The sequence below is a fragment of the Planococcus halotolerans genome (assembly GCF_003289955.1).
Classification (GTDB): domain Bacteria; phylum Bacillota; class Bacilli; order Bacillales_A; family Planococcaceae; genus Planococcus; species Planococcus halotolerans.
Genome location: NZ_QLZR01000002.1, coordinates 353,535 through 367,284 on the forward strand (window position 1 = coordinate 353,535; position 13,750 = coordinate 367,284).

Genomic DNA, 13,750 nt, shown 5'->3' on the forward strand with positions numbered 1-13,750 from the left:
TCTTCCTCCTCCTACGGGTTCGTAACACGAACTCCTTGAACATAGATATTTACAGCTTTTACAGGCATACCGAGCGTTTTCGTAATCGTATACTTCACTTTCGACTGCACTTGGTATGCGACTTCCGAAATTTTTGTACCGTAACTGATGATGACATACATATCTATGTTGAGATCCGTGCCTTCCTGGCGAACAATTACACCTTTGGCAAAATTCTCTTTTCTTAAAATATCAGTCAGGCCGTCGCGTATTTGATGTTTTGTTGCCATTCCGACAATGCCGTAACATTCAATTGCTGCTCCGCCAGCGATTTGAGCAATCACATCATTGGAAATATCGATTTGACCATAGTCATTTTTTATTTCAATCGACATTAAGAATTCCTCCTTGAGTCCTATTTCACTCTTTTCATTCTACAACAAACCCCTATATAAGAAAAGCGGACGTTTTTAGGTGTAAAGGTTTTTTTCTTTAAAGGGCGTCAAAATTAGTTGCAAACGCCAAATGTCTATGGTAAATTATTAAAGTATGTGAAATGAAAAACGAACTGAAATTCTATAATAATTTTCAGCTTCACTTGTGAGGAGGTACTTACATGGCTAAAGTATGTGCAGTAAGCGGACGTAAAGCTCGCGCAGGAAATGCTCGTTCACACGCAATGAATTCGACAAAACGTACATGGGGAGCAAACCTTCAAAAAGTTCGCATCCTTGTTGACGGCAAACCGAAACGTGTTTGGGTTTCTGCAAGAGCATTGAAATCAGGAAAAGTTGAGCGCGTTTAATCGTTCTCATGAATAATGCCAGGTCTGACAATCGTCAGCCTGGCATTTTTTCGTGGGGATTTTTTTAGATAGTTTAAATTAATAATTGAGAATTGCCGATATTACGTAAAATAGCTCCGCTTTCCTAAACCCGTGCTCCTGTCTCTGCATCGCTGCGCTAGCTTCGTCGCAAAGCGCCGGCCGGAAGATCTTCGGCCACGCTTGGCTCGCGCTAAGCTAACTCGGACTCGTTCCACTTCGCCCGAGTGGATCTCAGCACTTCGCTCGAATCGGAGTTGACATGTCAACTCCGATTCTAATCCCCTGGGAGTCTTCGCTATTTTACTCCATATCTCTAGATAATTCTCTAGCGCCGGCGCGCCGCCGGAGCAGGCGAATGCCGACGAAGCAGAAGACGAGTGGTCTTCTCGGCTTATTGCGGGAGGCAAGGTTCGCCATACGAAGATGGCGCATCCTTTGCTACGAGCAGTGCGCAGGAGCATAATCTTGGCACTGTCCAAAGCGCCGAAGCGTCATATAAACCTGATACTTAAATTCAACCTGTACATTTACTTCTGTTCATCTTCTATTCATCCGCACTTTCAATCATGATGCAGTTTCCTTCTATAAAAGAGACGACACCCGCCTGTTCAAGTTCGTTGCTGATGAAACGTGTTGAACCAAAAGGAATCGTTTCATCCGCTACTTCGTATTTAAATCCTGTCAGACTGAAGCCTTTAATTTCCTCCGCGAACGGATAAAAGGAAATATAGCGGTAGCGGCTGTTCCGCAGGATCTCATGGCTGCCGGCTTCAAGAAAGCGGATGCGGTTCTGCTTGTTGATCAAGAAAAAACTGGTACCCGGATATTTCAGATGAAAACCGTATATTGCATGCAAAGCGCTCATATAATGGTCCAGACGACCGCCAGTGACACCTGTGATAATAACTGTTTCGGGATCATAGGCCATCGCTTCCGCCAGCGCCAATTCGGTATCGGTTTCGTCTTTATCCGAAGAAGCCGGTTGAAGGTCCGGAAAAACCTTCCTGATCCTTTCGAATTGCTCTGTTGATACAGAATCAAAATCCCCAACTGCGGCAGACGGCACAATGCCCTTATCCAACAGAGCTATCGTTCCTGCGTCCACTCCGATAAATGTATCCTCCGGCCATATTGAAAAGTCCGGCAATTCGCTTGCCGGACCTCCTGCTATGATAATGACCTTCACGAGACCGCCTCTTGACCAGCCTTTTTGATGCTTTGCAAGGCTTTGGCACGGTCAGCACTACCGAAAATCGCCGATCCGGCAACAAATACATTTGCACCAGCTTTGGCACAGTCAACGATTGTTTCCTCATTGATGCCGCCATCGATTTCGATGTCGATATCAAGACCTTTGTCTTTAATGATTTTAGCAAGCTGTTCGACTTTCGGAAGAACTGAATCGATAAACTTCTGTCCGCCAAAGCCAGGGTTGACTGTCATGAACAACACTAAATCGATATCTTCCAAAATCGGCAGGATCGCTTCCACAGGAGTATGCGGGTTTAAAACAACACCCGGTTTCACACCAAACGAGCGGATCAATTGGATGGTTCTGTGCAGATGCGGGCTCGCCTCAACATGAACAGTGATATAATCCGCTCCAGCTTTAGCAAAGTCTTCTATATAACGGTCTGCGTTTTCAATCATCAAATGAACGTCGAACGGCAATTTTGTCAGAGGGCGCACTGCTCCCATGACGGCTGCGCCAAATGATATATTCGGCACAAAATGGCCATCCATCACATCGATGTGAATCCAGTCTGCTCCAGCTTTTTCAACTTCCAATACTTCTTCGCCCAGCTTCGAAAAGTCTGCGGCCAATATCGACGGTGCAATTTTAATCATTGGAATACCTCGGCTTTCTCGTCATGATTTCTTCCAGGAATTTCAGATAATGCTTATAACGATATTCCGGAATTTCTCCGGAATCAACTGCTGCCTTGATGGCGCATTTGGGTTCATTCAGATGCAGGCATTCCCTGAATTTACAGGCGTTCGATCTTTCTGCCATTTCAGGGAAACAGCCTGAAAGTTCTTCTTTTTCAATCGTATCAAAATCGAAAGAACTGAATCCGGGTGTGTCCGCCAGCAACCCGCTGTTTACTTCGATCAATTCAACATGGCGGGTCGTGTGTTTACCACGGTTCAATGCTTTGGAAATGTCATCCGTCTTTAATTCCAGCGACGGCAGAATCGTGTTCAGCATGGTTGATTTGCCTACCCCAGATTGACCGGCCAGCACACTTGTTCTGCCTTCCAATACCGGCATGAGCCGTTGCTGAAGATCTGGATCATTGATGAAAGTCGGAATGACTTCGTAGCCGATTTTCTCATAATCCGCTACATAATCCATAATCGCCGATCTTTCTTTATCATTCACCAAATCCATTTTGGTCAGGCAAATGACCGGTTGAATATCGTGAGATTCGATGGCAGTTAAAAACCGGTCCAATAATAATGGATGAAAATCCGGTTGTTTTGCCGAAAAAACAAGAATTGCCTGGTCGATATTTGCTATCGGCGGACGGACAAGTTCGTTTTTGCGCTCATACACGTGCAAAATAGTCCCTTCCAAATCATTGTCCGCTTTATAATCCACAAAATCTCCTACCAACGGCGAGATTTGCCTGTTGCGGAATACTCCGCGGCCACGGCATTGGATGTAACGCTCCCCGTCCTCGTCCAATACATAATAAAACCCGCTAAGCGCTTTTCTTATTTGACCTTTCGGCATACGTTTCCTCCTTCTTACTCCACATTATTGTATTCGATCGTTTCTTCGGTAATTACTCTTTCATCCCGTACGATTCGGTAAACCGCCCGATTCCCTTCGGCAATCTGCAGTTGGATGCGCCTCTCGGAATCTTCGGTGATTGTAAATTCTTCTACAGGCTCAGCCATTGTCCGGGTTTCGTCCTGGATATAAATCTGAACTGTCTGCTCTACCGGTTCTTCGCCTTCTTCTGCTGGCGTTTCAGGTTCATACGGTATACGGACTGTATGAATATATGTTTTTTGCGGCAATGCCGGCGGTCCTGATGACAGCACCACGTCAATTGCGCCTCCTGCTTCCAACTCACTGTCGGCTGCCGGGGTCTGTGACAGCACTGTTCCAGCTGCTACCTCGCTTGATGGCTCATCACCCACAATATTGATGTGAAAACCTGTAGAACGGGCATATTCACTAAGCGCCGCCTCATCGTATCCCGACAAATCAGCAACCGAGCGCATATCTTTTCCTTTACTTACTGTAAATTCAATTTCTGTTTCACTTGGTATGATTTCACTTCCGGCTTCCGGACTCTGTTCCAAAATTTCTCCAGGAGGTCTATCCGAAAACTCTTCTGTTGGTGTAACAGACAGGAAATCACGAGAATCAAGAAGTTCCATAGTCTGATCAATATTCCGCCCGACATAATCAGCCATTTCAGCAGATTCTTTGCCGAGGCTCAAATACAATTGAATCTCTGCTTCCACGCTTCTGATCTTTCCGGCTTCCGGAATGGTCCGGATTACCGATCCTTCTTCAACATCTTCTGAATAACGTTCCCGCTCTTCTCCAATGACAAAACCGTATGACTCAAGTTCTTCTATTGCTTCTTCACGTTCCATCCCTGAAACATCCGGTACAGCTGCCTGCTTCGGACCAAAAAGATCCGGAAATGCCAAAGCGACAGACAAGCCAGCTATGACAAGAAAGAGCAGTAGACCGACAATCCATGGCCATTTCTTTTTCTTCTCTTTTTTGGGTGGTGCTTGTTTATTGCTTGCCTTTGTCCCTTTTGTTTTAGCAGGGCTATTTGTGATCGTTTCTTCCGCGTTAACATACGGCGATGAATCTTTAATGGCCGGCATTGCCCGCGTCGCGTCTTCATCAACCGGAACAGCAAATTTCGGTTCATTCAAACGCTCCGGCAATAATACAGTAGACAGATCCTCATCCATTTCATCAGCTGACTGATACCGATGCTGCGCATTTTTCGCCGTGGCTTTTAACACGACATTTTCAAGGCTCTGCGGAATGGTCGGTACAATTTCACGCAAAGACGGTGTTTCAGTCTGAAGATGCTTGAGAGCGATGGAAACAGCTGATTCCCCTGAAAACGGCAGTCGGCCAGTCAACAATTCATACATCACAATCCCAAGGGAATAGATATCCGATTTTTTCGTAGCGTTGCCGCCCCGTGCCTGTTCCGGCGAAAGGTAATGGACAGTGCCCAGTACTGAATTGGTCTGTGTATAGGACGTTGCACTAAGAGCCATCGCAATACCGAAATCGGAAATCTTCACATTGCCTTCTTCGTCCATCAAGATGTTTTGAGGTTTTATATCGCGATGGACAATTTGGTTATGATGGGCATGCGCCAAAGCGGACGCCAATTGTTTCATAATCTTCACTGCGCGTTCAGGCGCAATCGGTGAATGTTCGATTATGTATTCTTTTAAAGTTTTCCCCGGTACATATTCCATAACCAGATAAGGGATTGCCCCGTCTTCTCCGACATCAAAAATATTTACGATGTTCGGATGGGCAAGGCTTGTGGTAGACAAAGCTTCCCGTTGGAACCTTCTGCGGAGTTCTTCTTCATTTGAAAAATCGTAGCGCAGCATTTTGATGGCGATGTCCCGGTCCAAAATCATATCATGGGCCAAATAGACATTCGACATGCCGCCTCCGCCGATCAATTCCTTTATCTTATAACGGCCATTAATATTTCTGCCGATTAACATACTTACACCTCCCCAGCTTTCGAGGCAAGAAGAACAAACGAAATATTGTCTTCTCCTCCCTTATCATTGGCGAGATCAACCAGGTCTTTCCCTTTTTGGGACAAAGCTGAATGGGAACCGACAATTTCTGCAATTTCTTCTTTCGAGACTTTATTGCTCAATCCGTCAGAACAGATCAGCAGATAGGAAGAATCGCTGATTTCCAGCTCGATCATCTCCCCTTCAATACCTGCCTCTGTACCAAGCGCACGCACAATCCAATTCTTTTTCGGATGGTCTTCGGCTTCTTCTTCACTGATTTCACCATTATCAACCAGCACATTGACATAGGAATGGTCCCGGGTAACCTGCTCGGCTTTGCCGTTAAACGTATAAACACGGCTGTCGCCTATATGGCAAATGATGCAGAAACTGTTTTCAATCAATGCAGCAATCAGCGTCGTTCCCATTCCCTTGCATTCAGGATGGTCTCCGGCGTAATTGTAAACTTCGCTGTTAATGAAGCGTATCTTTTCATCGAGCCACTTTTTCTTGCTGGATGCTGACTCAAATTCTTCGCTGTCCGCATCCATGAACAGTTCACTCAACGCAGCCACTGTCATTTCACTGGCGACGTCGCCGGCATTATGGCCGCCCATTCCATCTGCCACCAGAGCAAGCATCAGCCCATCAGGCCTTTTGAGGACCGCCACACGGTCCTCATTCACTTCCCGCTTTTTTCCTGTATCACTTTCCATGACATATTGAAACAACAATTTCTACACCTCATCCCAAGTCAATTCGGTTTGCTGATCATTCAACGGCAGCAGTTTTCCGGAAAGCGGCGATGAAAAATCCATCGCTTCCGAAATCCTGAGGAAATACCTGCACAAAGCCACTATGTTTAATGCCAAGAGCTTCAGGCAATGAAACCTGGATTTTTTCCATATCCGTATGCTCCTTCAGAAATCTTTCGGCAGTGCCGCGGTTTTCCATATTATCAACTGTGCATGTACTGTAAACCAATATGCCGTCCGGCTTCAGCAATTGCGCAGCCTGATCCAGCAATTCAATCTGGATTTCCTGCAACCTGCTGAAATCCTCTTCTTTTTTTGTATATTTAATATCGGGTTTCCGTTTGATGACGCCGAGTCCGCTGCAAGGTGCATCCACTAGGACACGGTCGAATTGCTCTTTGCCAAAACGCTCAACACTCTTTTTGCCATCTCCCACTTCCGTTTCTATAACGGTATGGCCCAGACGGTCGGCGGATTCCTTGATCAATTTCACTTTATGCGGATGGAGGTCCATCGAGTAAAGGCTGCCTTTATTGTTCAGCTTTTCAGCGATATGAGTTGATTTCCCCCCCGGTGCAGCACACATATCCAAGACTTTCATACCCGGTTCAAGCTGCAATGCATAAGAAGGCAGCATTGAACTTTCATCCTGAATCGTGATGAAGCCTTTTTCAAAAGTGGCTGTTCTGGCGGGCTGGCCGCCTGTTATCACGAGGCATTCAGGAATAATTTTGCTTGGAACCGCTTCGAGCCCTTCGGATTCAAGCATTTCAATTGCTTCCTCCACTGTTGCGCGGACGGTATTCACCCGAACTGTCTGTGATGGGATTTTATTGTTTTCCAAAGCCATTTCACGCGTCTTTTCCAACCCGAATTGTTCGGACCAGCGCTTGATCATCCACGCCGGATGGCTCGTTTCTATAGAAATTTTCTCGATCGGATCGGCAATCGCATTAAATGACCGGACACCTGAACGCTGTACGGACCGCAGAACTCCGTTCACTAAAGAAGCGACTCCTCCGTGTCCCCGCCGTTTGGCGATTTCCACCGCTTCATGGACGACAGCATGCGAAGGGATGCGGTCCAGGTAAACGATCTGATACAGCGACATCCGCAATAAGGTTTTGACCCAGGGCTCGACTTTGCCTTTTAAATAAGGTTCCAGATAATAATCCAACGTCATCTGATGCTGCAATGTGCCATAAGTGATTTCTGTCAGCAAGCCGCGGTTTTTTGCTGAAATCCCGTAACTTTCAATTGTTTGATGCAAAAGAAGGTTGCTGTAGGCTTGCTTGTTTTCAACTGCCCAAAGAATCGAAAATGCAGCGTCGCGGACATTGCCGTGCAATTTTTTATTTTTCATTCAAATAAATCTCCTGCCTGAATTTTAGGTCCGGTTAAATAGTCTTTAGCCGACATCCGTTTTTTGCCTGCCGGCTGCAATTCCGTAATGGCCAGAATTCCCTTGCCTGTCTGGACATGGATGGCGTCTTCAGTCAGTCTGACCACTTTGCCCGGTGTCCCCTTTTTGGATTCATCAGCTATTTCGGACCACCAGATTTTCATATTGTCCTGTTTAAAACTTGTATAGGCAACCGGCCACGGGTGAAGCCCGCGCACCTGGTTGTAGATCTCTTCAGCTGACCGGTTCCAGTCAATCCGCTCCTGCTCACGTGAGATATTGCGTGCAAATGTGACGAGCGATTCGTCCTGCGGAATGCGCTCGTTCGTTCCATCTATAATAGAAGGCAAAGTCTCTTTCAACAATTCCGTTCCAGCTGCGCTGAGTTTATCGAACATGCTGCCGGTATGATCGTGTTTTTCAATCGGCACAGCTGTCTGGGAAATGATATCTCCCGCATCCAGCCGGTCCACCATATACATGATGGTGACGCCTGTTTCTTTCTGTCCATCGATAATCGCCTGATGGATCGGTGCGCCTCCGCGATATGCAGGCAATAAAGAAGCGTGTACATTAATCGCACCGAGTTTCGGTGTTTCCAATATTTCAGATGGCAGAATTTGCCCGAACGCCGCGGTTACCACTAAATCTGCTTCCAGATCCAATACGGCTTGCAGTTCTTCCGGATTTTTCAGTTTTTGCGGCTGGTAAACCGGCAGCCCAAGGCGCAGCGCCTCTTCTTTAACAGGCGTCGGCGTCAGTACTTTCTTGCGGCCAACGGGGCGATCCGGTTGTGTCACCACAGAAATGACGTTGTATCCTTCTTCAACCAGCATGCGGAGAATCGGAACGGAAAAAGCCGGGGTTCCCATAAACACGATTTTGGTCAAACCTCTTCCTCCTCTTCTTCCTGCAAACGGATCATTTCATCCAGTTCTTCCTGAGTCACATATTTCGTGATTTTGCTGGTGAATAAAACGCCGTCCAGATGATCCATTTCGTGCAGAATTGCGCGGGCTTCATAGCCTTCCGCTTCAAGTTCATACCATGAACCATCCCGTTCCTGCGCTTTTATCTTAATATGGTCATATCGTTCCACTTCACCGAATACACCCGGGAAACTCAAGCATCCTTCGATATCCGTATCAGACCCTTCATATAGTACGAGTTCCGGGTTGATCATTTCGATCGGATCCTGTCCTTCACGGAAATCGACGATGGCAGCGCGCACCGCAGTCCCTACCTGGGGAGCCGCGATTCCAACGCCATCCGCTTCGATCATCGTTTCGTACATATCATCCAATAGAACGGCCAGATTTTTGTCAAAAGTCGTTACAGGAGCACAAGATTTTTCAAGCACATCGCTTGGGTGTTTTACGATAGGTCGTATAGCCATTTTCAGTTCCTCTTTTCTTTTACATCACCGAAGTCGGATTCATATCGATTGCCAATGTGGCACCTTTTTTCAGCCAATCAGAACGATAGATTTTGATCAATTGCTGCATCACTTCGGTCAGTTTCGGTTCTTTTTTGTATTTTATCAAACATTGATATCTATATCTATTGTTGACGCGGGCGATCAGCGAGGCGGAAGGCCCGATGATGATCGTCCCTTCCGACAATTGTTTTCGTAAATATTCAACCGTCTGCCCGGCATATTCCGCCACTGTCATCAAATCTTCATGGGTAAACTGGATATTCACGACATAATAATAAGGCGGATATCCGCTTGCACGCCGCATCGCCATCTCCTGATCGTAGAACGGTTCATATAATTGGTCTTTCGCAAGGGTGATTGCGTAATGTTCAGGCGTATAGGATTGTACAAAAACGGTTCCCGGCAATACGTCACGCCCTGCACGCCCGCTGACCTGCGTCAGCAATTGATACGTTTTTTCGGCTGCACGGAAATCCGGCAGATGCAAAGTCGTATCAGCGGACAGCACACCAACCAATGTAATGTTCGGGAAATCCAGGCCTTTGGCAATCATTTGTGTGCCCAGCAGAATGTCGGCTTTCCCTTCCCCAAAGGAATTGAGGATTTTTTCATGTGCGCCTTTATTGCGCGTCGTATCAACATCCATCCGCAAGACTCTTGCTTCCGGTACGAGCTTCGCCAATTCTTCTTCCACTTTCTGTGTACCTGTTCCAAAGAAACGGATATGCTCACTTTCACATTCCGGACAAGTGTGCGGCACCCGTTCATCATATCCGCAATAATGGCATTTCATCGTTTCGCTCGACCGGTGATAGGTCAATGAAATATCACAATTCGGGCATTGCATGACGGTACCGCAATCACGGCACAGAACAAACGAAGAATAGCCCCGTTTATTCAGGAATAAAACCGTTTGTTCCTTCTTCGCCAATCGATCCCGGATTGCATCCGCCAATTGAATCGAGAACATCGACCGGTTGCCGGTTCTCAGCTCTTCCCGCATATCGACGATGTGAACAGCAGGCAAGGGTTGATTTCTTGCGCGTTTTTCCAGCACAAGCAATTCGTAAACCCCTTTTTGCGCGCGTGCATAGGATTCCAGCGAAGGCGTCGCACTGCCTAATATGACCGGACAACTATGATACTCCCCGCGCCAAATTGCCAGATCGCGTGCATGATAGCGAGGAGAGTCATCCTGCTTATAGCTCGATTCATGCTCTTCATCGAGAATGATCAATCCAAGATTTTCAAACGGCGCGAAAATCGCCGATCTCGCACCGACTGCCACTTTCACTTCGCCGCGCTGGATTTTGCGCCATTCATCGTATTTTTCACCGGCAGACAAGCCGCTGTGGAGAACAGCGACCATATCACCGAATCGTTCCTTAAAGCGCAAAGTCATTTGCGGTGTCAATGAAATCTCGGGAACCAGCATGATTGCTTCTTTCCCTTCCTTCAACACCTTGTCAATGGTCTGCAGGTAAATTTCCGTCTTGCCGCTTCCGGTTATACCGTGTAAAAGAAACGTTCTTGGTGTATTCAGCGACTTATCGATGGCGTCGAAAGCCTTCTGCTGCGCTTCAGTAAGCACCAAATTATCTTTTTTCTCTATTTCCGTCAGCATTTTCGGATCCCGATACGTTTCCACATTCGATAAATCTGCTGCGCCTTTTTCAGCCAGACTGTAGATCGTCGGCAACGTAACGCCAGCTATTTTTTGAAGTTCGGAAGACTCAATGGAAAGTCCCGGATTCTCTTTCATGAAATCCATCAACTTCAGCTGCTGCTTGGCATTGCCGCGGATATCTATGGATTCGAGTTTTTCAACAGAATCTGAAACGTGGATCATGCGCACTTTTTTAACAGCGGTCTGCTGTTGAATATTGGTGTCTGCAATGATTGTGCCTTTATCCAATTCTTTTTTGATCAACCCGAATACATCTTCAGCTTCCTGGCTTCGTATGAAAGGTTTATTGCCGAAATATGGGTGAAGACGCGGATCAATCTCCTCCAATCCGCTTGTCAGCACAAAGCGTTTTTCATACTTCGCCCGCAATGCGGCAGGTACCATGACCTGCAATGCATCAATTTCAAAACAAACGGTCTGTTCCTTCATCCAGGCGGCCATTTCCAGCAATTCTGTATTCAGAACCGGAACGACGTCCATCAATTCATGGATGGGTTTCATGCGTCCTGGGTCAAAATCGGATTTCTCTTTAATATTGGTGATGAACCCAAGCACTTTTCTGTTCCCAAAAGGCACTTTCACCCGCATGCCCGGTTCTGCCAATGCTTCCAGTTTTTCAGGAATCAAATAGTCAAATGGCCGGTCAATCGGATGTGCAGCAACATCAACAATAATTTCAGCGATCATTTCGCATTTCCCTTTCAACAATCAGCTTCAGCAATTGGCGTGCCAACTCCTGTTTCGGAAGAAGTTCGAAAGATTGTTCGAAATCCCCTTTTCCATAAATCGTCACTTTATTGGTATCCGACTCAAATCCTGCCTGTGACTCGGTCACATCGTTGGCAATGATATAATCGGCATTTTTGCGTTCAAGCTTACTTTTCGCATAACGGCTTACGTCATTCGTTTCAGCAGCAAAGCCGATCAAGACCTGTTTGCCTTTCTCAGTACCCAGGTAATGGAGGATGTCCGCTGTGCGCTCGAGTTCCAGCGAAGCGTCACCATCCTGCTTCTTCATCTTTTGCCCGTGCAGGGTTTTCGGCCGGTAATCGGCGACTGCAGCTGTTTTGATGACAAAATTTGAATCGGCAAATTCCGTTTTTACCGCCTGCAGCATGTCTTCAGCACTTTCAACAAAAATGCGTTTGACGCCTGACGGTGCCGGCAATGAAACCGGACCGCTGATCAGGATCGTTTCAGCTCCAAGTTCAGCTGCTGCCTGCGCCATGGCATATCCCATTTTGCCGCTCGAAAAGTTCGTCAGAAAGCGGACGGGATCGATGCGTTCCCGGGTTGGTCCCGCTGTCACTACAACTTTCTTGCCTTTCAAAAGCATTTCACGGCTGAAAAAACCATTTACCAATTCCGTAATCTTTTCAGGTTCTTCGAGACGCCCTTTGCCTACATAACCACAGGCAAGGAAACCTTCCGACGGTTCGATAAAGCGGATGCCATCGTCATGAAGCTGCTGGATATTCCGCTTAACTGCCGGATGGTCATACATATGGACATTCATCGCCGGTGCAATCCAGATCGGAGCAGTTGCCGCCAGCAACGTGGTTGTCACCATATCATCCCCGATGCCGTTCGCCAGCTTGCCGATGACATTGGCAGTCGCGGGAGCTACAATAACGAGGTCCGCCCAATCAGCCAGATCGATATGGGCAATGACAGAAGAATCCTTTTCATCGAACGTATCATAAAAGACATCGTTTCGGGACATGACCTGGAAAGTCAACGGCCGAACAAATTGGCGCGCCGACTCTGTCATGATGACTTTTACGTCCGCTCCAGCCTGAGATAGTTTACTGACAAGTGCAACCGCTTTATAAACAGCGATCCCGCCGCTCACGCACAATAAAATCCTTCGATTTGCCAACAACGCAAACACCCTTTCTAAACAACAAACTCCCAAAGAACAAATTTGCTCTGGGAGTCGTAGGTTGTGATTAATGGTTAAATTTCGTCTTCATAGATAGCAGCTTCGTCCTGGCGCACTTGCGTCAAAACACCTTCTGCAATTTCTTCAAGCGCTTTTCCTACCGGTTTAGCGGATGTGTATTTTGAAAGTTTATCATCGCCATTTTCGTGCAATTGGCGTGCCCGTTTGGAAGCGAGAGCCACCAAAGAGTATTTCGAATCGATACGGCTTTTTAATTTATCAACGGATGGGTATAACATCATGCATTCTCCTTTAGCATATCAAAGTATCTTTTTTCTACACGTTCGCGCTTGCAGTGTTCAGCAATAATAATGGCGTTGATGCGGTCACAGGCATTTTCCACTTCATCGTTTTCAACCACATAATCATAGAGATTCATCATCTCCAGTTCCTGTCTTGCCGCTCTGAGCCGCGAAGCAATCACTTCATCGGATTCAGTTCCCCGGCCGACCAGCCGTTCCTCAAGTTCGGAAAGACTTGGCGGGGCCAAAAAGATGAACAGGCCATCCGGCACTTTGTCCCGCACCTGCGCAGCTCCCTGCACTTCGATTTCAAGGAACACATCACGGCCCGCGTCCCGCATCTTATTGACATATTCGAGCGGCGTGCCGTAATAATTTCCGACAAACTCTGCATATTCAAGCAACTGACCCTGTTCGATCAATTCCTCGAATTCATTGCGCGTCTTGAAAAAGTAATCGACTTCATCCACTTCGCCTTCACGGGGCGACCGCGTCGTCATCGATATGGAGTATTCATAATTCGTATCCGGCTGTGAGAACAGCTCTTTTCTGACTGTGCCTTTGCCGACCCCGGAAGGCCCTGATAACACGATCAGCAGTCCGCGTTGTTTTCTCATTTCATTAACCACCTTAACCACCGCCATTACATCCGGTCTATATTCTTCGTTTTGTAACTAACTGTCTTATTATATCATAATACACGCCAGAAATGATAAGATGGAAC

General features: G+C 46.8%; 14 protein-coding genes. 1 reads left to right on the forward strand and 13 read right to left on the reverse strand.

Annotated features, from left to right (window positions below):
• Window positions 1-11 precede the first annotated feature (11 nt).
• Window positions 12-374, reverse strand: coding sequence for an Asp23/Gls24 family envelope stress response protein (locus DP120_RS06420; RefSeq protein ID WP_112222829.1), 363 nt, complete (start codon window positions 372-374; stop codon window positions 12-14).
• A gap of 221 nt (window positions 375-595) precedes the next feature.
• On the opposite strand from DP120_RS06420, the gene rpmB reads away from it, so the two are divergent.
• Window positions 596-784 (forward strand): 50S ribosomal protein L28, encoded by a 189-nt coding sequence (gene rpmB / locus DP120_RS06425; RefSeq protein WP_084245112.1) that lies wholly within the window; start codon window positions 596-598, stop codon window positions 782-784.
• A gap of 565 nt (window positions 785-1,349) precedes the next feature.
• On the opposite strand, the gene DP120_RS06430 is transcribed toward rpmB, so the two are convergent.
• The 12 genes from DP120_RS06430 to gmk form a co-directional block, all read right to left on the reverse strand.
• Window positions 1,350-1,991, reverse strand: a complete 642-nt coding sequence (locus DP120_RS06430) for a thiamine diphosphokinase (protein ID WP_112222830.1) — start codon at window positions 1,989-1,991, stop codon at window positions 1,350-1,352.
• Window positions 1,988-2,653, reverse strand: a complete 666-nt coding sequence (gene rpe / locus DP120_RS06435; RefSeq protein ID WP_112222831.1) for a ribulose-phosphate 3-epimerase — start codon at window positions 2,651-2,653, stop codon at window positions 1,988-1,990. Before rpe ends, DP120_RS06430 begins: the two co-directional genes overlap by 4 nt.
• The gene (rsgA, locus tag DP120_RS06440; RefSeq protein ID WP_112222832.1) at window positions 2,646-3,542 is read right to left on the reverse strand and encodes a ribosome small subunit-dependent GTPase A; all 897 of its coding nucleotides are present in this window, start codon (window positions 3,540-3,542) and stop codon (window positions 2,646-2,648) included. The genes rpe and rsgA overlap by 8 nt, the downstream gene beginning before the upstream one ends.
• A 14-nt stretch (window positions 3,543-3,556) precedes the next feature.
• Window positions 3,557-5,539, reverse strand: coding sequence for a Stk1 family PASTA domain-containing Ser/Thr kinase (pknB, locus tag DP120_RS06445; RefSeq protein WP_112222833.1), 1,983 nt, complete (start codon window positions 5,537-5,539; stop codon window positions 3,557-3,559).
• Window positions 5,540-5,541: 2 nt separating this feature from the next.
• Entirely contained in the window at window positions 5,542-6,291 is a 750-nt protein-coding gene (locus DP120_RS06450; RefSeq protein WP_240611998.1) for a Stp1/IreP family PP2C-type Ser/Thr phosphatase, read from the reverse strand.
• Window positions 6,292-6,331: 40 nt separating this feature from the next.
• The gene (rsmB, locus tag DP120_RS06455; RefSeq protein WP_112222834.1) at window positions 6,332-7,678 is read right to left on the reverse strand and encodes a 16S rRNA (cytosine(967)-C(5))-methyltransferase RsmB; all 1,347 of its coding nucleotides are present in this window, start codon (window positions 7,676-7,678) and stop codon (window positions 6,332-6,334) included.
• Window positions 7,675-8,607 (reverse strand): methionyl-tRNA formyltransferase, encoded by a 933-nt coding sequence (gene fmt, locus DP120_RS06460; protein WP_112222835.1) that lies wholly within the window; start codon window positions 8,605-8,607, stop codon window positions 7,675-7,677. The genes rsmB and fmt overlap by 4 nt, the downstream gene beginning before the upstream one ends.
• Window positions 8,604-9,113, reverse strand: coding sequence for a peptide deformylase (gene def / locus DP120_RS06465; RefSeq protein ID WP_112222836.1), 510 nt, complete (start codon window positions 9,111-9,113; stop codon window positions 8,604-8,606). The genes fmt and def overlap by 4 nt, the downstream gene beginning before the upstream one ends.
• Before the next feature lie 19 nt (window positions 9,114-9,132).
• On the reverse strand, window positions 9,133-11,529 hold the full coding sequence (gene priA / locus DP120_RS06470; RefSeq protein WP_112222837.1) for a primosomal protein N': 2,397 nt from the start codon (window positions 11,527-11,529) through the stop codon (window positions 9,133-9,135).
• The gene (gene coaBC / locus DP120_RS06475) at window positions 11,519-12,724 is read right to left on the reverse strand and encodes a bifunctional phosphopantothenoylcysteine decarboxylase/phosphopantothenate--cysteine ligase CoaBC (protein WP_112222838.1); all 1,206 of its coding nucleotides are present in this window, start codon (window positions 12,722-12,724) and stop codon (window positions 11,519-11,521) included. The genes priA and coaBC overlap by 11 nt, the downstream gene beginning before the upstream one ends.
• Before the next feature lie 74 nt (window positions 12,725-12,798).
• Window positions 12,799-13,023, reverse strand: coding sequence for a DNA-directed RNA polymerase subunit omega (rpoZ, locus tag DP120_RS06480; RefSeq protein WP_112222839.1), 225 nt, complete (start codon window positions 13,021-13,023; stop codon window positions 12,799-12,801).
• Window positions 13,023-13,643, reverse strand: a complete 621-nt coding sequence (gmk, locus tag DP120_RS06485; RefSeq protein WP_112222840.1) for a guanylate kinase — start codon at window positions 13,641-13,643, stop codon at window positions 13,023-13,025. The genes rpoZ and gmk overlap by 1 nt, the downstream gene beginning before the upstream one ends.
• Between the last annotated feature and the right edge of the window lie 107 nt (window positions 13,644-13,750).